This is a genomic window from Fusibacter paucivorans (assembly GCF_018390735.1).
In the GTDB taxonomy this organism is placed as follows: domain Bacteria; phylum Bacillota; class Clostridia; order Peptostreptococcales; family Acidaminobacteraceae; genus Fusibacter; species Fusibacter paucivorans.
The window spans coordinates 24,120-48,127 of record NZ_JAHBCL010000029.1 but is presented as its reverse complement, the minus strand read 5'-3'; the positions used below and the strand labels follow the sequence as shown (position 1 = coordinate 48,127).

The 24,008-nt window shown below is 43.5% G+C and carries 18 protein-coding genes; all 18 read left to right on the top strand.

The window, feature by feature from the left end:
• The first annotated feature begins 3 nt into the window (after window positions 1–3).
• The 18 genes from rseP to KHM83_RS15035 all read left to right on the top strand — a co-directional run bounded on the left by rseP (window position 4) and on the right by KHM83_RS15035 (window position 24,007).
• Window positions 4–1,002: an RIP metalloprotease RseP gene (gene rseP, locus KHM83_RS15120; RefSeq protein WP_213237873.1), complete on the top strand. Its 999-nt coding sequence runs from the start codon at window positions 4–6 to the stop codon at window positions 1,000–1,002.
• A 198-nt stretch (window positions 1,003–1,200) separates the two neighbouring features.
• Window positions 1,201–2,250, top strand: a complete 1,050-nt coding sequence (gene ispG, locus KHM83_RS15115) for a flavodoxin-dependent (E)-4-hydroxy-3-methylbut-2-enyl-diphosphate synthase (RefSeq protein ID WP_459251411.1) — start codon at window positions 1,201–1,203, stop codon at window positions 2,248–2,250.
• Between the two features lie 83 nt (window positions 2,251–2,333).
• On the top strand, window positions 2,334–6,599 hold the full coding sequence (locus KHM83_RS15110) for a PolC-type DNA polymerase III (RefSeq protein WP_213237871.1): 4,266 nt from the start codon (window positions 2,334–2,336) through the stop codon (window positions 6,597–6,599).
• A 292-nt stretch (window positions 6,600–6,891) separates the two neighbouring features.
• Complete coding sequence (locus tag KHM83_RS15105; RefSeq protein WP_213237870.1) at window positions 6,892–7,359, top strand: ribosome maturation factor RimP; 468 nt, start codon at window positions 6,892–6,894, stop codon at window positions 7,357–7,359.
• Between the two features lie 11 nt (window positions 7,360–7,370).
• Window positions 7,371–8,456, top strand: coding sequence for a transcription termination factor NusA (gene nusA / locus KHM83_RS15100; protein ID WP_213237869.1), 1,086 nt, complete (start codon window positions 7,371–7,373; stop codon window positions 8,454–8,456).
• Window positions 8,453–8,722 (top strand): RNase P modulator RnpM, encoded by a 270-nt coding sequence (gene rnpM / locus KHM83_RS15095; protein WP_343213164.1) that lies wholly within the window; start codon window positions 8,453–8,455, stop codon window positions 8,720–8,722. The genes nusA and rnpM overlap by 4 nt, the downstream gene beginning before the upstream one ends.
• Entirely contained in the window at window positions 8,715–9,017 is a 303-nt protein-coding gene (locus tag KHM83_RS15090; RefSeq protein WP_213237867.1) for a L7Ae/L30e/S12e/Gadd45 family ribosomal protein, read from the top strand. Before rnpM ends, KHM83_RS15090 begins: the two co-directional genes overlap by 8 nt.
• Before the next feature lie 16 nt (window positions 9,018–9,033).
• Window positions 9,034–11,961, top strand: coding sequence for a translation initiation factor IF-2 (infB, locus tag KHM83_RS15085; protein ID WP_213237866.1), 2,928 nt, complete (start codon window positions 9,034–9,036; stop codon window positions 11,959–11,961).
• A 64-nt stretch (window positions 11,962–12,025) separates the two neighbouring features.
• Window positions 12,026–12,481: a 30S ribosome-binding factor RbfA gene (rbfA, locus tag KHM83_RS15080; protein ID WP_213237865.1), complete on the top strand. Its 456-nt coding sequence runs from the start codon at window positions 12,026–12,028 to the stop codon at window positions 12,479–12,481.
• Between the two features lie 20 nt (window positions 12,482–12,501).
• Window positions 12,502–13,491: a DHH family phosphoesterase gene (locus KHM83_RS15075; protein WP_213237864.1), complete on the top strand. Its 990-nt coding sequence runs from the start codon at window positions 12,502–12,504 to the stop codon at window positions 13,489–13,491.
• Window positions 13,491–14,405 (top strand): tRNA pseudouridine(55) synthase TruB, encoded by a 915-nt coding sequence (gene truB, locus KHM83_RS15070; protein ID WP_425513880.1) that lies wholly within the window; start codon window positions 13,491–13,493, stop codon window positions 14,403–14,405. Before KHM83_RS15075 ends, truB begins: the two co-directional genes overlap by 1 nt.
• Before the next feature lie 21 nt (window positions 14,406–14,426).
• Complete coding sequence (locus KHM83_RS15065) at window positions 14,427–15,401, top strand: bifunctional riboflavin kinase/FAD synthetase (protein WP_213237862.1); 975 nt, start codon at window positions 14,427–14,429, stop codon at window positions 15,399–15,401.
• A gap of 115 nt (window positions 15,402–15,516) precedes the next feature.
• A complete protein-coding gene (rpsO, locus tag KHM83_RS15060; protein WP_213237861.1) occupies window positions 15,517–15,780 on the top strand; it encodes a 30S ribosomal protein S15 in 264 nt (87 codons plus the stop codon).
• Between the two features lie 320 nt (window positions 15,781–16,100).
• Window positions 16,101–18,197 (top strand): polyribonucleotide nucleotidyltransferase, encoded by a 2,097-nt coding sequence (locus KHM83_RS15055; RefSeq protein ID WP_213237860.1) that lies wholly within the window; start codon window positions 16,101–16,103, stop codon window positions 18,195–18,197.
• 173 nt (window positions 18,198–18,370) lie between these two features.
• Window positions 18,371–19,654 carry a M16 family metallopeptidase gene (locus KHM83_RS15050; protein ID WP_213237859.1) on the top strand — a complete coding sequence of 428 codons (1,284 nt, stop codon included), beginning with the start codon at window positions 18,371–18,373 and terminating at the stop codon, window positions 19,652–19,654.
• An 18-nt stretch (window positions 19,655–19,672) separates the two neighbouring features.
• The gene (gene dut / locus KHM83_RS15045; protein ID WP_213237858.1) at window positions 19,673–20,104 is read left to right on the top strand and encodes a dUTP diphosphatase; all 432 of its coding nucleotides are present in this window, start codon (window positions 19,673–19,675) and stop codon (window positions 20,102–20,104) included.
• An 8-nt stretch (window positions 20,105–20,112) separates the two neighbouring features.
• On the top strand, window positions 20,113–21,309 hold the full coding sequence (locus tag KHM83_RS15040) for an aspartate kinase (protein WP_213237857.1): 1,197 nt from the start codon (window positions 20,113–20,115) through the stop codon (window positions 21,307–21,309).
• A 34-nt stretch (window positions 21,310–21,343) separates the two neighbouring features.
• Window positions 21,344–24,007 (top strand): FtsK/SpoIIIE family DNA translocase, encoded by a 2,664-nt coding sequence (locus KHM83_RS15035; protein WP_246543138.1) that lies wholly within the window; start codon window positions 21,344–21,346, stop codon window positions 24,005–24,007.
• Window position 24,008: the final 1 nt, after the last annotated feature.

The following is a 24,008-nucleotide window of genomic DNA, read 5'->3' as shown; positions in this document are numbered from 1 at the left end:
TCTATGTTGTTAACTCTGATCAGTTTTATCTTTGTCTTTGGCATCATTGTCATGTCACATGAATTTGGCCACTACATTACTGCGAGGCTCAATGACGTTAAGATTTTAGAATTTTCGCTGGGAATGGGCCCGGCTGTTTTTACAAAGGAAAAGGGAGAGACACTTTATTCGGTACGTGCACTTCCCATTGGCGGCTACGTCAAAATGGAAGGGGAAGATGGCGAATCGAGTGATCCCAGAAGTTTTGTTCAGAAAAGGCCAATTCAACGACTGTTGATATTAGCGGCAGGTGCACTTATGAATTTTTTGCTCGCCTATGTACTGCTCGTGATTATTATGATGGGAATGGGTTTTGCATCGACGACGCTGGACGAAATTATTCCATATTACCCGGCGGCAGAAGCGGGCATTGAAACCGGTGATACCATCACGGCAATTGACAACGAGCCAATTACGTCGTGGGAAGAAGTGGTCGAAAGGATTACAGCCAGTAATGGCGAGCCAATGGCGATTACGGTGGAACGCGATCATCAACTGCGGACGTATACCCTTGTTCCGATAATATCTGAAGATGATGGACAGTATAAGATCGGCGTCACTTCTGCATTGGTGAAACAGCCTGGAAAAGCCTTCAGCTATGCCGGTAAACAATTTTTTGTCTTTTTTACAGACATTTTCAACTTTTTTATTCAGCTTGGGCATCAAAATGTAGAAGGTGAGATTATCGGTCCAGTTGGCATGGTCAATGTTATCGGACAGGCTTCACGTGTCGGCTTTTTAAATTTGCTGTTTATAGCAGCTTATATTTCTGTCAATTTAGGTATTGTCAATCTTTTGCCATTTCCGGCTCTCGACGGCGGTCGTATCGTCTTTGTCCTTATTGAGATGGTTAAGGGATCGCCGGTAGACCGTGAAAAAGAAGGCTATGTTCACTTTATTGGGATTACCATTTTGATGGCATTAATGGTATTTTTGGTTTTTAGGGATATCTCTAATCTCTAAAGACGGATATCGATTCTATGCTTTGAAATTCAGGATATAAATTGTGGTCAATAAGGAAGCGCTAAACAGCAGCGATAAATAGTCGATATAAACTGTCGATATAAAATGGGATAGAAGTCTTAATCGTGAGACCAATCGAATGAAGAGAGATTAACACAGGGAGACGCAGATGTATAAAAGCTCGTTCCTGTGCTGTTAATAGGAGGCAGCATGACCAGAACGGTTAAAATTGGGAATATCACCATCGGCGGCGATAATCCTGTTCGCATTCAGTCAATGGCAAATACAAAGACTGACAACGTCGAGGCAACTGTTAAACAAATACTTGAACTTGAGCGCGCAGGATGTGAAATTATTCGCGTCGCCGTGCCGGATATGGCGGCGGCAAAGGCAATTGACAAGATAAAGTCACAAATACACATCCCGTTGGTTGCAGACATTCACTTTGATCATCGACTAGCGCTTGAAGCCATTGCAGCTGGTGTCGACAAGGTTCGCATAAATCCAGGCAATATTGGTGATGTCAACAAAGTTAAGGCAGTGGTCAACGCGGCATCCAATCGTGGTGTTCCCATACGGATCGGTGTTAATTCCGGTTCGTTGGAACGAGAAGTTTATAATAAATATGGCGGTGTCACACCGGAAGCGCTTGTTGAAAGTGCATTGGGACACGTTCGCATATTGAATCAGCTGGATTTTGACAACATTGTCATATCCATTAAAGCAACGGATGTCAAACTGACATACGATGCATATCAATTATTAAAACAATCCGTTGACTATCCGCTGCACCTTGGCGTAACCGAAGCGGGAACACAATTTTCTGGAACGGTTAAATCAGCAATCGGCATTGGGTCGCTTCTCTTAAATGGTATTGGCGATACCATTCGCGTATCGCTGACAGAATCGCCAATCGAAGAAGTGCGCGTAGCAAAGAAGATACTGGAAGTATTGAATTTGCGGGATTTTGGGATACGTTTCATTTCGTGTCCGACATGCGGTCGTACCAACGTAGACCTCTTTAGTGTTGCAAAAGCAGTTGAAGAGCAGCTTAAAGATGTTCCAAAAAAACTGACGCTAGCCATTATGGGCTGTGCTGTCAATGGACCAGGTGAAGCGCGTGAAGCAGATTTGGGCATTGCAGGGGGAAAGGGCGAATTCCTGATATTCAAAAAGGGTGTCGTCATTAGAAAAGTGAAGGAATCCGAAGTCATTGAAGCCCTTATGGCGGAAATCGAAACACTTTAAGGGAAAATAGGATGAAGGCCTTCGACTCGTTGATAGTACGAGGGGAACTGTATTGGTAAATGAACTAAAGTTGGGATGGCATCATGAAATTTAATGAATTGGTTGGCAATATTGTTGATATTGAAAAACTTGACGTCAAGCGCATTGAGTACATTAAAAGCCGTGAGGCGCTGAACATACAAATTGGCACGGCAGAGCGCATCCAAGATGCGAAAATTGAACAATTGAAAAATCAACTGATGGCGACGCTCAGCTTTATTAAACGCGTTGATGTCAGTATTGTTTCGGAAGAATGTTCCAAAGAACTGCTCATTGAGCGCAACTGGGAAAATATCATGGGCGTTGTGAAGCGAAAGAGTCCTGCTGTTGCGAGTATCTTAAGTCAGTCAAAAATAAAGTTCGAAAACGATTTGATTCACATAACCTTTGATGACAAAGGACTGGAAAATACGTTTCATCAATTCAACACGACGGCTTTGATCCAAAAAATTTGTGATCAAAATCTCGATATTGCGGCGCGCATTGAAACAGCTGCTGAAAAAGAAGCTTTTGAAGGGTTTCAAGCGTTTGAGCGCATGCAGGAAGATGAAATTCAAACGCATATCCAAAACAATACCGGCGCGGCAGCCGTTGCTGCATCAGTAGAAAGATCACAAAATCAAAGCCGCGAAAACAGCGGTAATACAAAAGCTTCAAAAAGCCGTCTCCTTAAGGGCAGTATTCGCAAGTCAATTAGTAAAGTCGCTGATATTGTCAACGAGGAAGAAGTCTATGCTATTGAGGGCGAAGTAATCAGTGTCGATACACGCGAACTGCAAAGCGGCAAGACCATGATCAAAATTTACCTGTCAGACCATTCCGATGCAATCTGCGCAAAAATGTTTGTCAAAAAGAATGAAGCAGAAGAAGTGCTGGATTTTATCAATGCCAATGCATGGCTGATTGTAGAAGGCACCAATCGCTATGATACGTATGATCGTGAAAAAACATTAAACTTATTGGCAATCAATGCGGGGAAAAAGTTGACAGAACGTATGGATAATGCCGCAAATAAGCGCGTTGAGCTGCATATGCACACGAATATGAGTGAAATGGACGGCATGACATCTGTCGGCGCATTGATTAAAACGGCCATAAAGTGGGGACATCCCGCCGTAGCCATTACTGATCATGGCGCCCTTCAAGCATTTCCGGATGCCGATCATGCATGCGGTGATAAAATCAAAGTCATTTATGGTGTCGAAGGTTATCTCGTTGATGATGTGACGCCAATGGTCGATCGCAATTTAGATTACCAGTTGAATGATACTTATATCGTGTTTGATATTGAAACCACCGGTTTTTCCAATCAGGATGACCGAATTATAGAAATTGGTGCTGTAAAGATCAAAGACAGCGTTGTTATTGATCGATACAGCGTATTTGTTAATCCCGAAAGGCAGATTCCCAGCCATATCGTCGAACTCACAGGCATTAATTATGATATGGTTGCTGATGCCCCTACCATTGATGTCATTTTGCCTGAATTTCTGGCATTTGTCGGCGATGCGCCTGTAGTCGCACATAATGCGGTGTTTGACTGCAGCTTTATCAGGACAAATGCCCAGCGATTGGGTCTCGCATTCGAAAATGCGATTTTAGATACGTTGGCTTTGAGCCGACTTTTACTGACGAAGATTAAAAAACATAACCTCAAAGCAGTTACGAAGCATCTTAAAATCGCGCTCAATGATCACCATCGAGCTGTAGCGGATGCAGAGGCGACTGCGCGGGTATTGGTTAAGTTTATTGAAATGTTAACAGAAGCTGGTGTTTCGACACTGGAACAACTCAATGCATATGCATCGGAAAACATGGATTTCCGCATGCGCGATATGAATCATATCATTATACTGGCGAAAAACTACCAAGGTCTAAGGCATTTGTATGAACTCGTCTCCATGTCTAACCTAGAATATTTTTACCGCAAACCGCGTATTCTGAAATCAAAACTGATTGAAAAGCGTGAAGGGCTTATTCTCGGTAGTGCGTGTGAGGCGGGCGAACTATACAAGGCGCTGCTCAACAATCTTGAAGCAGAGCGTGTTGAAGCGATTGCTTCATTTTATGATTACTTGGAAATTCAGCCGTTAGGCAATAATAACTTTATGATCGAAAACGGTCGTGTTAAGTCACGAGAGACGCTGGCTGACTTTAATAAGGCAATACTGGCGCTAGGTGACCAGCTTGGTAAACCTGTGGTCGCAACTTGTGATGTTCACTTTCTTAATCCCGATGATGAAGTGTATAGGCGGATTCTCATGGCTGGGTCCGGGTATTCAGATGCGGATAATCAAGCCCCCCTATATTTCCGAACCACAGAAGAAATGCTTAAAGAGTTTGATTACCTCGGCAGTCGGGCAAAAGAAGTCGTCATTGATAACACACAGTTGATTGCGGAGATGTGCGAAGCCATTCTCCCTGTACCCAAGGGAACATTTCCGCCAAAGATAGAGGGCGCCGATGAAGAATTCCGTGATATGTGTTTTGCAAAAGCGACGCGGATTTATGGTGATCCGCTTCCGGAGATTGTTGAAAAGCGGCTTAATCGAGAATTGAACTCTATTATCAGCAATGGCTATGCTGTCATGTATATCATTGCTCAAAAACTGGTGACCAAATCACTTGAAGATGGCTATTTGGTTGGTTCGAGGGGATCCGTCGGTTCATCGCTGGCGGCTACGATGAGCGATATTACTGAAGTCAATCCATTGCCGCCGCATTATATCTGCAAAAACTGCAAGCATTCCGAATGGATTACAGACGGCAGTTATGGTTCAGGCTGTGATATGCCGGATAGAGTGTGCCCGGAATGTGGAACACCGTATTTTAAAGATGGCTATGATATTCCATTCGAAACATTCCTCGGTTTTGATGGCGATAAAGAGCCCGACATCGACCTTAACTTTGCAGGTGTTTATCAGGCAAATGCACATAAATACTGTGAAGTGCTCTTCGGTAAAGGCAAGACGTTTAAAGCCGGTACGATTGGTACCATTGCCGATAAGACCGCTTTTGGCTATGTAAAAAAATATTTTGAAGAACGTGAAATGAATATTCACTATAAAGAAGTCGAGCGATTGGCAAAGGGACTGACAGGGATTAAACGAACATCAGGGCAGCATCCCGGCGGCATCATGGTCGTACCGAGCGATCATGATATTCATGAATTCTGTCCGATACAGTATCCAGCCAATGATGTGTCATCAGATGTCATTACGACGCATTTTGATTATCATTCTATCAGCGGACGCCTGCTTAAGCTCGATATACTGGGCCATGATGTGCCGACTATTATTAAGCAGCTTGAAGAATTGACGGGTATAGATGTCTTTGATATCCCAATTGGTGATCCCGACACCATGAAAATTTTTACATCCATTGATACGCTCAATATTAAAGATCCTACTTATTCACTTGATATTGGCAGTTTGGGTATTCCGGAGTTCGGCACTAAGTTTGTTCGCCAAATGCTGAAAGATACAGAACCTAAAACATTTTCCGACCTCGTTCGTATTTCGGGACTGTCCCATGGTACCGACGTTTGGCTCAACAATGCCCAGACACTGGTTCGAGAAAATATTGTTACCATTAAAGATGTTATTGCAACGCGTGATGACATCATGAACTATTTACTCCAAATGGGGCTCGAACCGCTGACATCCTTTAAAATTATGGAAAAAGTCAGAAAGGGCAAGGGCCTTGGCGAGCAGGATATTGTCGATATGAAAGCCAAAGACGTACCAGACTGGTACATCAAGTCATGTCAGACAATTCAATACATGTTTCCAAAAGCACATGCTGTCGCCTACGTTATGATGAGCGTCAGAATCGCCTATTTTAAAGTACATCAGCCGTTGGCATTTTATGCAACATACTACGCCAGTAAAGTTGATGATTTTGATGCAGAACTTGTCTGCAAAGGCGTAGAAGTCGTGCGGGCTGAAATGAAGCGATTAGAGGAGATTGAAAAACCGTCTAAAAAGGAACAGGATTTTGCATCGCTGCTGGAGATCGTCGACGAAATGTATAGTCGGGGACTTCAAATGCTCAAAGTGAGCATCAAGGATTCAGATGCAGAAAAATTCAAGATCAAAGACGGAAAGCTCTTGCCGCCATTTTTAGCGCTGCAAGGTGTTGGTGCCAGTGCGGCACAGGCCATTGCTGAAGTGAGAGATGCCAGCGATGATTTTATGTCCATTGAGGATTTTCAAATGAAGACACGTGTCTCAAAGACCGTTGTCGAAGCAATGAAGGTTCACGGTTGTTTTGAAGAACTTCCGGATGCCAATCAGCTATCCTTCTTTTAGATAGCAAGTTATGATTTTAGCGAATAGCTGAAATGGTACAAAGCCAGATGCCGTCAGCGAAAGACGTAATTGGTATTTGCAACTGAAGGCAATATGTGTTATAATAAAAACGTTAATAGGCTTAGACTTCAAAGAGTGGGAAATCCCACTCTTTGTTCGTGTGTACAACCTAAATTAAGGCTTTAATCGCCATTAAATTGGAACTTTTGCCGAAATGTCTTTTCGGCATCACATAAATGAAACTGCATGCAAATTGTGAATGCAGGACAATTGAATAGAAAGAAGGTGCCCCATGAGAAAAAAACGAGTTGTTGATATTGTGGAGGAGGTTTTAGCCCCCTTTTTGACTGCTCAAAAAATGGAACTGGTGGATGTAGAATTTGTTAAGGAAGGGCCATATCGTTATTTGAGGGTAACCATTGATAATGAAACGGGTATTTCTTTGGACGACTGTGCTGATGTCAGTCGATTTTTAAATGATAAACTAGACAAGCTCGATCCGATTGAAGAACAGTATTTTCTGGAAGTGACTTCGCCTGGCGTTGAGCGTATTCTCAAGAAAGACGCTGATTTTAAACGCTTTGCCGGAAGACAGGTACAGCTTAAATTGTATCAGCCTTATGAAGGTCAGAAGGTGATTGTTGGTGAACTCGTCGGCCTTGAAGTGGATTCAGTCGTACTCAATCATGCATCGATGGGAACGGTAAAGATTCCGAAGAGTAAAGTATCACTCACAAAGCTTGTGGTAGATTTTGATTAGGAGGGAAAAACGTGAAAACTGAGTTACTATTGGCTTTAGAGCAATTAGAAAAAGAAAAGGGTTTGGAATTAGATATGCTCTTTGACGTTATTGAAGATGCTGTCATCAAGGCGTATAAAAACAATTTTGGCGCAACGCATAACGTAGAAGTCGAATTAAATAGAGAAACTGGCGAATTCAACGTTTATTCCGTCCGATTGGTCGTTGAAGAAGTACTGGATGACATCACCCAGATTTCTGTCGAAGACGCCAAGAAAATCGATTCAGATTATGAGAGCGGTGATGTGGTCAAGGAAAAGGTTATTCCAAAAGATTTTGGCAGAATTGCAGCGCAGTCGGCGAAGCAAGTTGTTGTTCAAAAAATTCGCGAAGCGGAGCGCAGTGTTATTTTTGAAGAGTTCTCCAGTCGAGAAAGTGAAATCGTCAATGGTGTTATTCACAGGATTTCAAAAGGGACCATTTACATTAACTTAGGTCGTACTGAAGCAATCTTGCCGTTAAATGAACAAATTCCAAATGAAACCTATATTCAAGGCGAACGCCTTAAAACGTATATTACAGAAGTGCGCAACTCGACGAAGGGGCCGCAGATTTATGTTTCTCGTACACATCCGGGACTTGTAAAGCGCTTGTTTGAAATTGAAGTGCCGGAAATCTACGATGGCGAAGTCGAAATTAAGAGCATTTCCAGAGAGCCGGGATCCAGAACGAAGATTGCCGTCTATGCCAATAATCAGGATCTTGATCCTGTTGGCGCATGTGTCGGTCAAAAAGGACATCGCGTTCAAAGCATTGTCGATGAACTCCAAGGTGAAAAAATTGATATCATCGAATGGCATGAAAACCCGGCTATCCTCATTTCAAACGCACTGAGTCCTTCAAAAGTCATGCGTGTTGAAGTCGATGAGGATGACAACTCGGCACTTGTTGTCGTACCGGATTATCAGCTTTCTCTTGCAATCGGAAAAGAGGGTCAGAATGCCAGACTCGCTGCAAAATTAACCGGTTGGAAGATTGATATTAAAAGTGAAACGCAATACAAAAATTACTTAATGGAAATCGGTGAATACAACGATGTTTATGGAGATGAGGCATAGCCATGAAAAAGATTCCAATGAGAAAATGTATTGGCTGCGGCGAACAGAAACCTAAAAAAGCACTCATACGTATTGTCAAGAACAAAGAAGGTGAGGTCTTCGTGGACTTTACAGGAAAGGCGAATGGCAGAGGTGCGTATATTTGCAATGATAAAAAGTGTTTTGACACCGCCGCAAAACGAAATGCCTTTAACCGTGCACTGGAAACGCAAATTGGCGACGATGTGCTTCAGGCATTACGAGAGAGGTTAGCTGAACATGAATAATGTATTGACACTATTGGGATTTGCACAAAAATCCGGCAATTTAATGTTAGGTGAAACATCCTGTGAACAAGGGGTGCTGCGCCGAAAAGTATCACTGCTGATTATTGCTGATGATCTTGGCGAATCAGCGCGACAAAAGTTTATCAGATTGTGCGAAGCCCAAGGTGTTCCCTATAGAGTATTGTCTACCAAGGAGGTGCTCTCTCAGGCAATTGGAAAATCAAATTATGGCCTGTTCGGCATTGCAAACAAGAAATTTACGAGAGCATTAATTGCTGAAATTGATGCGCGATAACCCCGGAGGTGAACCTATGTCAAAAGTCCGAATTCACGAGTTAGCAAAAACTTTGAATAAATCCAGTAAGGATCTTATTGATGCAGCGTCATCCCTAGGTATGAATGTGAAAAATCACATGAGTACACTTGAGGATAACGAAGTTGCCAAACTTAAACAAACGTTTAAACCGGCACCTGAAAAGTCACACAATAAGATTATTTACGATCGTACAAAAGAAGTAAAACAAGAAGAACGTCAATCTAGAAATAACGATAATCGAAGCCGTAACCAAGGCGATCGCCCTCAGAGAAGCAACGACAATCGCAGCCAAAATCAAGGTGACAGACCGCAAAGAAATTACGACAACCGCAGCCAAAATCAAGGCGACAGACCGCAAAGAAATTACGACAACCGCAGCCAAAGCCAAGGTGACAGACCGCAAAGAAATTACGATAACCGCAACCAAGGCGATCGTCCTCAAAGAAGCTACGATAACCGCAACCAAGGCGATCGTCCTCAAAGAAGCTACGATAACCGCAACCAAGGTGATCGTCCTCAAAGAAGCTACGATAACCGCAACCAAGGTGATCGTCCTCAAAGAAGTTACGATAACCGCAACCAAGGTGACCGTCCTCAAAGAAGCTACGATAATCGCAACCAAGGCGATCGTTCTCAAAGAAGCTACGATAACCGCAATCAAGGTGATCGTCCTCAAAGAAGCTACGATAACCGCAACCAAGGTGACCGTCCTCAAAGAAGCTACGATAACCGCAACCAAGGCGATCGTCCTCAAAGAAGCTACGATAACCGCAACCAAGGCAATTCGGGTAGACCGCCTAGGAGTTATGATAATCGCGGCGGCGGTTATAATAAAGACAAAGACGGCGATCAAAGACCTGCTTACCAACAGAAAAAGCGTACAGAACCGAAAAAAGATACGTTTGCATCAGAAATAGCAGAAAAGACACCAAGTAAAAAGAAACGCACAAAGAAAGATAAAATTGTTGTTACGTTCGAAACGGACAAACTCGATAAAAAATCAAAAAAAGCAAAACGTCCAGTAAAAGACGCCGGTTCAAACACCAATGAGCGAAGAGGCGCTTTCGACTTCACAAAGAAAACAAAACAGAAAAAACTAAAGTACCAAAAAGCCAGTGAAAAAGAGCGTTCTGAAAAACTTGATGAAATCCTTCAAAAGGAAGTTGTAACCATTCCTGAAAAGATTACCGTTAAGGAATTGGCTGAAATTATCAACAAAAATCCAAATGAAGTCATTATGAAACTCATGGATTCAGGTATTATGGCGACGATTAATCAGGACGTGGAATACGATACGGCGGCATTGATCGCAGCAGATTACAATATCAGCCTCGAACTTGAAGAAGTTGAAGAGATTGACTTGGCAGAAGTTTATGAACTCAATGCCGAGGACGATCCGAGTACGCTGGTTAAACGTGCACCAGTCGTAACGGTCATGGGCCACGTTGATCACGGAAAGACATCACTTCTCGATGCCATCCGCAATACGGGCGTTGCCGTCGGTGAAGCCGGTGGTATCACACAACACATTGGTGCATCGGAAATTATGCATCGCAATGAAAAAATAGTATTTCTGGATACACCGGGCCATGAGGCTTTCACATCTTTAAGAGCGCGTGGCGCAAAGATTACAGATATTGCAATCCTCGTCGTAGCAGCGGATGACGGCGTTATGCCTCAGACAATTGAAGCCATTGACCACAGTAAAGCAGCTGGTGTACCGATTATTGTTGCCATCAACAAAATTGACAAGCCAAATGCCAACCCAGATCGTGTTAAGCAAGAGCTGTCTGAAAAGGGTGTTATCATTGAAGAATGGGGCGGTGATGTTATCGCAGTACCAGTCTCAGCCAAAACAGGTGAAGGCCTTGAAACACTGCTTGAAATGGTATTGCTCGTCGCTGAGGTGCTAGAACTTAAAGCAAATCCTGATCGTCCGGGCGTCGGAACCGTGATTGAAGCCAAAGTGGTTAAAGGCCGTGGTACGGTTGCCAGCATTATCCTTGAAAAAGGAACGCTGACAGTTGGTGATCCGGTTGTCGCGGGCATTACCTATGGTAAAGTGAAAGCGCTTTATAATGATAAAGGCAAGAAAGTTAAGCGTATCGGGCCTTCAACAAGCGTTGAAATAGATGGTTTGGCAGAGGTACCGCAAGCTGGTGAGAAGATTTATGTCACACCAGACGAGAAAACAGCAAGATATATTGCAGAGAAAAACGCGATTACTTTCAGAGAGAAATCGCTTAATAAAAATGTTGGTATTACCCTCGAAGATCTCTTTTCCAAAATTAAAGAAGGCGAGATCAAGGAACTCAATATCATTATTAAAGCGGATGTTCACGGTTCAGTTGAAGCGATTAAACAGTCATTACTCAAACTTTCCAATGAAGAAGTACGGGTTAATATTATCCATGCCAACGTAGGCGCGATTTCAGAATCTGATGTCACTTTGGCATCTGCTTCCAGTGCCATCATCATTGGCTTTAATGTCAGACCGTCCAGCAACGTTCAGTACTTGGCAGAACAAGAAGGTGTTGATATTAGAACTTACCGCATTATCTACGATGCGATCAACGATGTCGAAGCGGCTATGACGGGGATGCTTGATCCAACGTTTAAGGAAGTTATTCTCGGCAGAATTCAAGTGCGTGCAACCTTTAAAGTGCCAAGTGTCGGCACGATTGCCGGCGGCTATGTAACCAACGGTAAAGTAACGCGCAACGCACAGGTACGTCTTATTCGAGAAGGCATTGTCGTCTTCGAAGGTAAGATTGCATCCCTGAAACGCTTCAAAGACGATGTGAAAGAAGTGGCACAGGGCTATGAATGCGGTATTGGCCTTGAAAGCTATAATGATTTGCAGGAAATGGATGAAATCGAAGCATTTGTAATGGAGGAAGTAAAGCGCGAAGGCCTTAAATAGGGACTTCGCCTGATCCTACAAGGCAGCAGAGGGACACTCAAATATTAAGAAAGAAGGTGGTCTGATGCCCAACCCAAGAATACGGAGAATATCCGAGGAAGTAAAAAAAATTGTAAGTCAGGCGATACTCATTGGCATCAAAGATCCAAGAGTATCAAAACTGGCATCTGTCACATATGTTGAAGTTACCAATGATTTGCGTTATGCAACGATTTATATCAGTTGCTTTGATCCCAATCACGATATACAGCTCACCATTGACGGACTGAACAGTGCCAAGGGCTTTATTCGAAAAGAAATCGGCAAATCCATGAAACTTCATTATACGCCGGAACCGATTTTTAAAATTGATCACTCAATCGAACACGGTATGCACATCAATGAAATTATCGGTCAGCTTAAGGCTTCGCATGCTATGGGACCGGAAGAGACAGAGAACAGTGACAACACAGAAGCAACTGCATCTGACGATGCAGCTGAAAAAGAAACAGATGAAATGCCGGATGCACATGACGAATAGCAAGCATTTGGAGGCAGTTTATGATTCAATATGAAGCATTTAAAGCGTTCTTAGCTGAATACAGCGGTGAAAAAGCTCTTATTTTTCCGCATATATCCCCTGATGGTGATACCATCGGCTCTGCAATCGGTATACAGCATCTGTTAAAAACACAAGGTATTGAGGGGGTCATCATCTTAAATGATGATATCCCCTCAAATTTGACGTTTATAACAGAAAAGCTGCCGACGGGCAGTTTGGTCAGCGCCGGTAACGTGCCGGACAACTACCGTTTTGTGATCGCAGTTGACTGTGGTGAGCCAAAACTCTTTGCAGATCGTGCCGCGTTGATCACATCTGGAATGCCGCTTATCAATATTGATCATCATTTTACAAATGAATCGTATGGCGACCTCAATATCGTTGAGATTGATGCATCGTCGACAGGTGAACTGATTTGTAAAATGATAGAGTCGTGGGAAATGCCATTAAACGCGCTTTCTGCTGAAGCGCTCTATGCGGCGATTGTAACCGATACCGGCAGTTTTAGGTACTCTAATACAAGGCCGTATACCTTTGAAGTCTGTTGCAGACTCATGTCATATGCGTTTGATTTCAATGCGCTAAACGTCGCGCTGTTTCAAAACAAGCCATTTGAAAAGCTGAATTTGCTCAATCGTATTTTTGAAACGCTTAAGCGGTTTGAAAAGGGGCGTGTCGCATTTGTGAAACTCGACGACACCTTGAAACGCGAATTGGCGTATGATGATTATGATACAGATGGTGTGGTTGAATATGTTCGCGACATCGAAGGCGTTGAGGTCGTCATTTTTTTAAAGACAACAACAGATGGCGGTATTAAAGGATCGCTGCGAGCAAAGAATAATTTTGACGTTAGTGCTATTGCCAAGCACTTTGGCGGTGGCGGGCATGTTAAAGCGGCTGGTTTTACCACTTCGCTGCCTATGGCAGAACTTGAAGCGTTAATTGTCGAGCGCGTCTGTAAGCAAATGGAGGCATCAAATACATGATCAATGGTGTGATCGTCATTAACAAACCGCAGCATATGACGTCATTCGATGTCGTATCACGCATGCGGCGCATTTTAAATCAAAAAAAAATTGGACACACGGGAACGCTGGATCCAATGGCGACAGGTGTTTTGCCCATCTGTATTGGCGATGCGACGAAAATCGTGGATTTTTTGATGGATCGCACAAAGACTTATGTCTGTGAAATGAAGCTCGGCGAAGCGACAGATACAGGTGATCAGTGGGGAACTGTTGTCGATACTGCATCGGTACCGACTTTAGACTTAGATATCGTACGGCTGGCTGTTGCGCAGTTTGTCGGTGAAATTGAGCAAATTCCGCCAATGTACAGCGCTATTAAAATAAATGGTAGGAAGCTTGTCGACTTGGCACGCCAAGGGGTTGAAGTCGAACGTAAACCAAGAAAAATAACAATTTACAGCATGGATCATTTGACATTTGACCGTGACAAAATCGGTTTTACGGTCAAGTGCTCAAAGGGAACTTATGTCAGAACGCTCTGTGAAGATATTGCAAAGACGCTGGGAACGCTTGGTCATATGACAGCTCTGACGCGAACCAGCTCAGAACCGTTCACCATGGACATGGCAGTTTCGCTGGAGCAGCTCGAGGCTGAAGGGGCGGCTGCGCATCTGGTGAGTATTGAAACGGCATTGGTGCATTTTCCGATCTTTGCAGTTGAACTGGATGAACAGCATCGGAAAATGCTGGATAATGGTGTTAAATTTGATTTAAAGGCCTTTGCAGATCCTTGTTTTTCAGTTGCTGAGATGGGTATGAATCCTTCATCAGTTTCTGAATCCTTGTATCGACTCTATGTTAATCAGGCATTTTATGGCATCTGCATGGATTCCGCGGGGAAGCGAATACTGAAAAAGCGATTTGACGATTGATGGTCTCTTAGCATGACTTCAATGGGCAAAAATAGTTGGGACAGAAAGATCAATGGTAGAAAGACGATGAAAATTTTTTTTGATATAGAGGAAATTGAACCGATTGAAGCGGGAACATCTGTTGCACTGGGATCGTTTGACGGCCTTCACATCGGTCATATTGAAGTGCTGAATCGTATGAAACGCGTTGCGGAGGAGAAAGACCTTAAATCCTTTGTCTACACATTTTCAAATCATCCGAGGGAATTGTTGTCGCCTGACAATGTACCGCCCAAAATAATGGATGTCGAGGAGAAAGTACAGATTTTTACACGACTCGACTTTGATTATCTTGCACTGGTTAAATTTGATATGGCTCAGCTTTCTATTGAACCTGAAGTTTTTATTGAAACGATTTTGGTAAAGCTGCTGAATATGAAGCACTTGACTGTCGGCTACGATTTTCACTTTGGTCTCAAAGGGCGCGGCGACGTCGAGATGTTAAAAGCATTTTCTGAACAATATGGCTATACGTATGAGATTGTCAAACCGATTATGAAAAACGACATACGCGTTTCATCGACGCTCATACGCGAGCTTTTAATCGAAGGCAAAATTGAAGAGGCCAATTATTATCTTGGTAGACGTCATTTTGTAAAAGGCGTGGTCGTCCGCAGCAAAGGACTTGGCAGAACCATTAATTTCGCGACGGCCAATCTGCGTATAAAGGAAAACATCAGCACCATAAAATCGGGCGTCTACATTACTGAAACCATCTTGCGCGGTCAAAAGTATCGCAGTGTTACCAATGTGGGCACGAATCCCACGTTTAATCAAAAGGGCATTCACCTTGAAACACATATCGTAGGGATTGATCGAGATTTATACGATGAAGTCATAGAAGTGCACTTTATTAAGCGGTTAAGAGATGAAATGAAATTTAACTCAGTGGATGCACTTGTCGAAGCAATGCAAAATGACTACCGCAGCATGATGGCCTATTTTGATGCAGAATAAACTTTACAACAGTACTAGAGCATGGTATAATCGAAATGTTCTGGACCAAGACTTTGTGATACGAAACTCCGACGGTCACTCGGTTTTAGGTTAAATATTAAAAAGGAGAATTAAAATGACTAAAGATCAAAAGCAAGAAATTATCGAAAAGTTTAAGACACATCCAACGGACACGGGTTCACCGGAAGTGCAAATCGCAATATTGACATTCAGAATCAATGAGCTGAACGGTCACTTATCTATTCATAAGAAAGATCATCACTCAAGAAGAGGTCTTCTCAAAATGGTTGGTAAACGCAGAAACCTTCTCGGTTATCTGAAAGACAACAACCTCGAGAAATACAGAGCGCTTATTGCAGAACTCAACCTCAGAAAATAGTATTGTCGATGGTAAAGACAGGCTTTTAAGCCTGTCTTTTTTAAAGCGCTAAAGTTGCTGTCATGTGAAATGGCCTGTGGCAGCAAATGGGATAGGATAAGATTCGTGCTTTATATTTTGTTGTAAATTTAGTATAATAAACAATAGGGGGTAACCCCCGGACAGTATCCGAGAATTTATCTTGATATCCTACTTATTTGAAGTGAGTCCTCATGTTTGTGCAGTCCTTTCAGCAGATGACGGCATTGATGATGGCTGATTTGAAATAAGTAGGATAAATTCTGTGTGATAATGTCATTACAATTTAGCTAGGAGGCATTATGATTAACGAAGTAAAAACTTTTGAAACGCAGATTGCCGGCAGACCTTTTAAGGTTGAAATCGGTAAAATCGGTAATTTGGCAAATGGCTCAGCTCTGATTAGCTATGGTGAAACCATGGTGCTCATTACAGCTGTTGCGTCGAAAAAACCGAGAAAAGGCGTTGACTTTTTTCCATTAAGTGTCGAGTTTGAAGAGAAACTCTATTCTGTTGGTAAGATACCAGGCGGTTTTATTAAACGTGAAGGCCGTCCTTCTGAACGTGCTGTCTTAACGGCACGATTGATCGATAGACCAATTCGTCCACTTTTCCCAAGTGGTATGAAAAATGATGTTCAAGTAACGGCAACCGTTATGTCTGTTGATCAAAACTGTACACCGGATACCGTTGCCATGAATGGTGCATCCATTGCACTCGGCATTTCCGATATTCCATTTAACGGACCGGCAGCAGCCGTTGTCGTAGGTTATGTCGATGGCGAACTCGTTATCAATCCAACGGTTGAACAAGCTGAAAAATCGACATTGCATCTCGTCGTTTCCGGAACGAAGGAAGCCGTTGTCATGGTAGAAGCGGGTGCCAATATTCTCCCTGAAAGCGTAATGCTGGAAGCGATTATGTTTGGTCATGCTGAAATTCAACGCATTTGTCAATTTATCGAAGATATTATTGCGGAAGTCGGCAAAGCGAAATTTGACGTCATTTTACCGGAAAAAGATGATGCTTATGAACAGGAAATTTTAGCGTTTCTCGCAGATAAAATGAATGAAGTCGTTCGTATACCAGGGAAACATGAGCGTAATGACGCACTGGATGAACTGCAATCGGCACTGATTGAACACTTTAGTGAAACACATCCCGATGATGACGATTTCCTGAAAGATCAATTTAAAGCAATTGAAAAAGATATTGTCAGAAAAATGATTATCAATGAAGGCGTTAGACCAGATGGCCGCGGCATTAAAGACATTCGTCCTGTATCTTGTGAAATCGGTCTGCTGCCAAGAACACACGGTTCAGGACTCTTTACGCGCGGTTTAACACAAGCGCTGACCATTACAACACTTGGTGCGCTCGGTGAATCACAGCGTATTGACGGCTTAGGCCTTGAGGATACAAAACGCTACATGCATCATTACAACTTCCCACCGTTTTCAGTTGGTGAAGTCGGTATCAACAGAACCAACCGCCGCGCAATCGGCCATGGTGCCCTTGGCGAACGTGCACTTCTGCCGGTGATCCCATCAGAAGCTGATTTCCCATATACCATTCGACTGGTATCGGAAGTCGTTACATGTAACGGTTCTAGCTCACAGGCTAGTATTTGCGGCAGCACGCTGTCGTTGCTTGACGCCGGTGTACCAATTAAAGATTCTGTTGCAGGGATTGCAATGGGGCTTATTCAGGAAAATAATGAAATCGCGATCTTAAGTGATATCCAAGGCATGGAAGATGCGCTCGGCGATATGGACTTTAAAGTAGCTGGTACAAAAGACGGTATTACAGCACTTCAAATGGACATTAAAGTTGACGGTCTTGATAAAGCACTTTTAGAAAGAGCGCTTGAGCAAGCGAGAGTTGGACGTCTGTTTATCCTTGGCAAAATGGCTGAGGTTATTGACGCGCCAAAACCGGATCTTTCTCAGTATGCGCCGCGTGTCTTCAAGATCAGCATCAATCCTGATAAGATCAGAGACGTTATTGGACCAGGCGGAAAAGTTATTACGAAAATCACATCAGAATTCAACGTTAAAATTGATATTGAAGATGATGGTACGGTACTGATTACCGCAAATGACGGCATTGGCGGTCAAAAGGCACTCGAAGAAATCGAAGCTATTACACAAGATGCCAAAGTCGGTCAAGTCTACACAGGTAAAGTATCGCGTCTCATGAAATTCGGTGCATTTGTCGACCTAGGTCACGGCAAAGAAGGACTCGTCCACATTTCGCAAATTGATACAAAACGCATCGCGAAAGTTGAAGATGTCTTGAACATTGGTGATGAAGTCACGGTTAAAATCATTGAAATTGACGATCAAGGCCGCATCAACTTATCTCGAAAAGCATTACTGGAAAATAATAAAGACGCATAAATAACAGATGCGTCAAAGACGCAACCATTCGATGAATGAAGTTATGACATGCATTTCGTAAAGATAATACTCGCATCCCTGCGGCTATTATCTTTCTTATGTTATAATACTTTTATGGGAGCGATTTGATCGCTTTCAGCATAAATGACAGAACGCATAATTGAGGTGAAAGATTGCATTCAAAAATACAGCTTAATAACGGCGTAACCGTCGTTTATCAGACACTGGAAGGTTACCAATCCGTTAGTGTCGGCGCGTGGATTAAGACGGGTTCCATACATGAAACGAAAGCGAACAATGGCGTTTCGCATTTTATTGAACATATGCTGTTCAAGGGGACAACATCGCACTCAACCTATGAGATTTCACAAATTATTGATGATCTCGGCGGCGAAATCAATGCCTTTACAGCGAAGGACTGCACTTGCTTTTACACGAAACTGTTGAGTGATGATCTAGAGACGGGGATTGCACTGCTGGCGGACATGCTCGGTCACTCCGTCTTTGATCCGGAGGCGATCGAGACAGAACGCAATGTCATTATCGATGAAATCAATATGTATGAGGATTCATCTGAGGATGTCGTCGATGATTTGCTGACAGCTTTGGTCTTTGGTTCGCATGCGCTGGCGCTACCTATTTTAGGGAATAAGGAATCGGTAAAAGGGCTGACGCGTGGGCGTTTATTAAATTATTTTCATCGTTTTTATCAGCCAAGTGCTATGGTGATTTCAGTGACGGGTGCCTTTGATGAAAAGCAGATGCTCTATTTGATGGAAACTTACTTTGGCAGTCTGGAAAACGACAGAGATATGATTGTGCCGGATGTTGAAGTACCGACGATGCATTGGGGATTTATCTGTCGAAAGAAGGATATCGAACAGGTTCAGGTGTCAATTGATTTTCCGGGTATTTCTTATGAAGATGACCGCAATTATGAGATGATGCTGCTGAGCAATATCTTTGGCGGGACTAACAGTTCCATGCTGTTTCAATCCGTCAGGGAACAGAATGGTCTTTCCTATGGAATCTATGCACAGCCTTCATTTTACGACCACGTGGGGACATTGAATGTCACTTTTGGCGCATCCAAAGAAAATCTTTCACAAACACTAGCCTGTATCGCAGCAGAAATCTGGAAGCTCAGAGAGAACGGCATCACAAAGCATCAAATCGAAGCCGGTAAAGCACATTTGAAAGGTAGCTTTCTATTGGGTTTAGAGGGTACAGACCATTATATGGATCTCATCGGGCGTATTGAACTCTTTAATCATTTAGAGAAGGATGTGCCAACCATGATTGAAAAAATTGAATCCATAACGGGCGGTACATTGAACGAACTCATCGAGCTCTGCTTTGGAACGGGGCAATGCGCCATGGCCATTGTTGGCGATCTTAAAGAAAGTGAAGCAAAAGACTATTATGATGAATTTGTCAGACAACTGACAAGACGATAAATGCTTTAGGAGGTATTCATGAACGTTAAAATTGTCAATCAATCCAGCAATCCGCTGCCTGAGTACAAGACAGAGGGTGCATCGGGGATGGATTTACTTGCCGATAATGAAACGGCAATAACGCTATTGCCAATGCAGCGAACCCTTGTGCCAACAGGCTTGTTTGTTGCTATTCCAAGTGGCTATGAAGGCCAAGTGCGCGCACGTAGTGGCCTATCTATAAAAAACGGCATAACGCTGGTAAATTGTGTGGGAACCATTGACAGTGACTATCGCGGAGAATTAAAAATTCCTGTGATTAATTTAGGGGATGCCCCTTTTGTGATTGAGAGAGGCGATCGCATTGCCCAACTGATTATTACGAAATATGAAACTATCGCTTGGGAAGAAGCTGATTCCATTGATGATACCGAAAGGGGCATTGGTGGCTTTGGTTCAACAGGCGTATAGAGGCGCGCATGGATATTGTCATTCAAAAGTACGGCGGTACTTCTGTTGCAACGGATGCTGGACGCCGTGTTATTGCTGAAAATGCTAAATACTGTTTGGAACATGATGAGATGCCTGTCGTCGTCGTATCGGCAATGGGTCGAAAAGGGGCACCTTATGCAACGGATTCCCTTATTGAAATGTACCGGGCGATTTATGATGAGGAAGCATCGCCGGATCTTGATCTTCTCATGAGTTGTGGCGAAGTGATTTCGGCAGCGCTGATTGCCAATACACTAAGAGGTGCGGGCATGTCATCGCGTGCCGTGAGCGGTGCACAGCTCGGTATTACGACGGATGACCAATTCGGAAGTGCCACGGTTATTCAAACTGATGCGACGAAACTGCTGCGCGTTGTCAATGATTACGATGTCCTTGTACTAACAGGTTTTCAAGGTGTTACCGAAACCGGCAGCGTCACGACGCTGGGAAGAGGCGGTTCAGATGCTACAGCCGTTATTGTCGGCGAGATGCTGAAAGCCGTACGCGTGGAAATTTATACAGATGTCGACGGCGTCATGACAGCAGATCCGCGCTATGTTGCCGGGGCCAAGGTGCTTGACCAAATTAGCTATGAGGAAGTCTATCAAATGGCATTAGATGGTGCCAGAGTGATTGATTCGAAGGCAATTGCCGTAGCAAAACGTGCTAAAATGGAGCTGTGGGTAAAGAATACGTTTTCAAAGTCGCCGGGAACGCGCATTTTTGTTGATGCGGATCGGTCGCAGCCGTCTATGGTGACGGCAATCGCGCACTTAAACGGCATTGCGCAGTGCCGCATTGCGCATGAAGGAGATGAATTTGCTTTTGACAGGCTTTTGGATCGTTTAGCTGACTATGGTATCTCAATTGATCTTATTAACTTTTTACCGAACGAAAAATTTTTTACCGTACCAATGCAGTCAGTGAAAATTATTGCCGCGATTGCAGCAGAGCAAAAAATGTCGAGTAATATTGTTGAAAACTGCTCTAAAATAACCATTATTGGGCCGGGCATTCACGGTGTGCCGGGCGTTATGCGACGTGTCGTCAAAGCCCTTCACGGCGCTGGTGTCGAGATTCTTCAGACATCGGATTCTTATACGACCATTGCATGCCTGATTGAGCAAAAATACTTGCAGGATGCATTACCGATCCTGCATGAGACATTTGATTTAAGTTTGTAAACCGAAAAGGTGTCATAATAAGTGAGGTGATAGTTTGGCGTCATCACAAAAAAACACGCAAAAGAAAAAACAACCTGCGAAGACAAAGACGACAACGGCTCGAAAAACGGGCGCTAAAAAGCCGAATGCACAGGAATTGGCCAGAAATTATAAAATTCAGTATGAACTGAAAATGCTGGGACTCATCTTTTTTACATTACTTTCTCTGGTTGGACTCTATACAGAAGTTGTCGGCATTGTCGGCGACGCATTTCGAACCGTGTACTTGGGAATGTTTTCCTACTTAGGGTATATTATGCCGTTCTTTATCTTTGCCTATGTTTTCATAGGGCTCAACCGCAACTTAAAGCCGGCAAAATTAAGACTAAATATTGCGGTAACACTCCTGCTCTTGGCGGGAACATTGATTTCGACGCTTATTGCTTATGGCAGTACGGCACGGAACCAACTTCTCGCAATAGAGGCACCGCTAACGGGGGATGCTGTAAAGCTTTTCTTTGCAGGCGGCTTGTTGCATGAAACCGGCGGAGTCGTTGGCAATTTGTTAACCATCGGTGCCTTAAAACTGATCGGCATCGTCGGCGTTTATCTCATTATTCTCGTGATGTGTATTGCGTCCTTCATGATCTGGACGAAAATTTCAATTCAAGATTTATGGGAACTCCGCCGTAAAGAGACGATGGAGAAACGAGCGATGCAGGCGATAATTGAAGCTGCGCTGGATGTGCCGCAGGAAGATGACGCGTCGCAGAGCAAGCGGTTAAAAAACAATCGGCAAGCTGATAAATCACGTGAGCTGGAACCGCATTTTCTGTCGACGCTTGATGCGAGACGGCAAGTCAATCGTAAAAAGCACATTAAAAGCTTTGATTACGATACGTATGAAAAAATGGAAAAAGCCAGTGCCGAATCGGTTGTTGCTGAAGTGCCGACAGAGGCTGCTGTCATGGATCTCGTAAATAAGGCTGTGCACGAACTGCCTGAACAGAAGGACGCAAGCGATAAGACTGTTCTCACTCATGCGCATTCTCGTACAGAAGTGACGTATCCAGAAACATCGGCTTCAGAAGGTTCAAAAGATGATATTACTTTTTACGATGGCCAGCGAAAATCAACGAAAGAAACGGTTGCCGTCAAGGAAGAAACACGGGAAAAAATAAAGGAAAAAGATATTACACCTGAAACGAGACAGGCGGTTAATGACGAAATCAAACAGTCACAGGAAAAGAAGATACAACATTATGAGCTGCCGCCATTGACCTTACTAAAAGAGGTCAACAATGCGAAAGGCAGTGACGATAAGCAGGAATACTTAGATAAAGCACGGCTCTTGGAAGAAACACTGAATAACTTCAACGTTGATGCGAAAGTGATTTCAGTCAAGAAGGGACCGTCGATTACGATGTTCGAAGTTCAGCCAAGCCCGGGCGTTAAAGTCAGCAAAATTGTCGGTTTAAGTGATGACATCGCCTTAAACTTAGCGACAAGTCAAGTAAGAATTGCGCCAATTCAGGGGAAGGCTGCCATCGGTATTGAAATTCCAAATAAGACGACGACCATGGTTACCATTAAAGAAGTCCTTAATTCCCCTGATTTTCGTCAGCAAAAATCAAAACTTACCATTGGACTCGGAAAGGATATCAGCGGCAATCCCATTATTGGCGATTTGGCAAGTATGCCCCATCTATTGATTGCCGGTGCAACTGGTTCGGGTAAGTCGGTTTGCGTCAATACGATTATCTCCAGTATCTTATTTCATGCGACACCAGATGAAGTTAAATTCTTAATGATCGATCCGAAGGTGGTCGAATTAAGTAACTATAACGGTATTCCACATTTGATTTTGCCCGTCGTTACCGATGCCAAAAAAGCGTCAATTGCTTTGAGTTGGGCGGTCAATGAAATGACGCGACGCTATAAGCTCTTTGCAGAGACCAGTGTGCGTGATATGAAGGGCTACAATAAAAAAGTTGAAGGGACGGAAGAAGAGCACTTGCCGCAAATTGTCGTTATCATTGACGAGTTAGCAGACTTGATGATGGTTGCGCCCAATCAAGTGGAAGATGCCATTTGCCGCTTGGCGCAAATGGCGCGTGCGGCAGGTATCCACCTTATTGTTGCAACACAGCGTCCATCCGTCGATGTTATCACAGGTCTGATTAAGGCAAATATTCCGTCGAGAATTGCCTTTTCAGTTTCTTCGGCTGTCGATTCGAGAACCATTATTGATATGGGGGGCGCAGAGAAATTGCTTGGCAAAGGCGATATGCTCTATTATCCTGTTGGCGCACCAAAGCCAAAACGAGCACAGGGCGCCTTTATGTCGGATGAGGAAGTTGAAGCTGTCGTGACATTTATTAAACAACAGACTGAAGAAGTGACTTATAACGAATCAATACTCGATGACATTAAAACGTCAACAGCCGTACCCACTGATGATGCTGATGAGTATTTGGAAGATGCTATTAACTTTGCCATTGATACCGGGCAGGCATCGGCGTCTATGATGCAGAGACGATTTAGAGTTGGTTATAACCGTGCTGCGCGATTGATTGAATCCATGGAAGAACGCGGTATTGTAGGACCGCCAAACGGCAGTAAGCCCAGAGAGGTGCTCATGACTCGTACAGAATACAATGCAGAAACCATGGAAGAGCCCACAGCGACAGCCGAAGCTCAAAGCGACAGCGCTGAGTAAG

Excerpts from the sequence above, each read along its gene's own strand:
- rbfA (WP_213237865.1), top strand. The coding sequence starts at position 12,026 with ATGCCCAACCCAAGAATACGGAGAATATCCGAGGAAGTAAAAAAAATT.
- KHM83_RS15040 (WP_213237857.1), top strand. The coding sequence starts at position 20,113 with ATGGATATTGTCATTCAAAAGTACGGCGGTACTTCTGTTGCAACGGAT.
- infB (WP_213237866.1), top strand. The coding sequence starts at position 9,034 with ATGTCAAAAGTCCGAATTCACGAGTTAGCAAAAACTTTGAATAAATCC.
- KHM83_RS15110 (WP_213237871.1), top strand. The coding sequence starts at position 2,334 with ATGAAATTTAATGAATTGGTTGGCAATATTGTTGATATTGAAAAACTT.
- KHM83_RS15105 (WP_213237870.1), top strand. The coding sequence starts at position 6,892 with ATGAGAAAAAAACGAGTTGTTGATATTGTGGAGGAGGTTTTAGCCCCC.
- KHM83_RS15065 (WP_213237862.1), top strand. The coding sequence starts at position 14,427 with ATGGGCAAAAATAGTTGGGACAGAAAGATCAATGGTAGAAAGACGATG.
- KHM83_RS15090 (WP_213237867.1), top strand. The coding sequence starts at position 8,715 with ATGAATAATGTATTGACACTATTGGGATTTGCACAAAAATCCGGCAAT.
- rpsO (WP_213237861.1), top strand. The coding sequence starts at position 15,517 with ATGACTAAAGATCAAAAGCAAGAAATTATCGAAAAGTTTAAGACACAT.
- dut (WP_213237858.1), top strand. The coding sequence starts at position 19,673 with ATGAACGTTAAAATTGTCAATCAATCCAGCAATCCGCTGCCTGAGTAC.
- KHM83_RS15055 (WP_213237860.1), top strand. The coding sequence starts at position 16,101 with ATGATTAACGAAGTAAAAACTTTTGAAACGCAGATTGCCGGCAGACCT.
- KHM83_RS15075 (WP_213237864.1), top strand. The coding sequence starts at position 12,502 with ATGATTCAATATGAAGCATTTAAAGCGTTCTTAGCTGAATACAGCGGT.
- rseP (WP_213237873.1), top strand. The coding sequence starts at position 4 with ATGTTGTTAACTCTGATCAGTTTTATCTTTGTCTTTGGCATCATTGTC.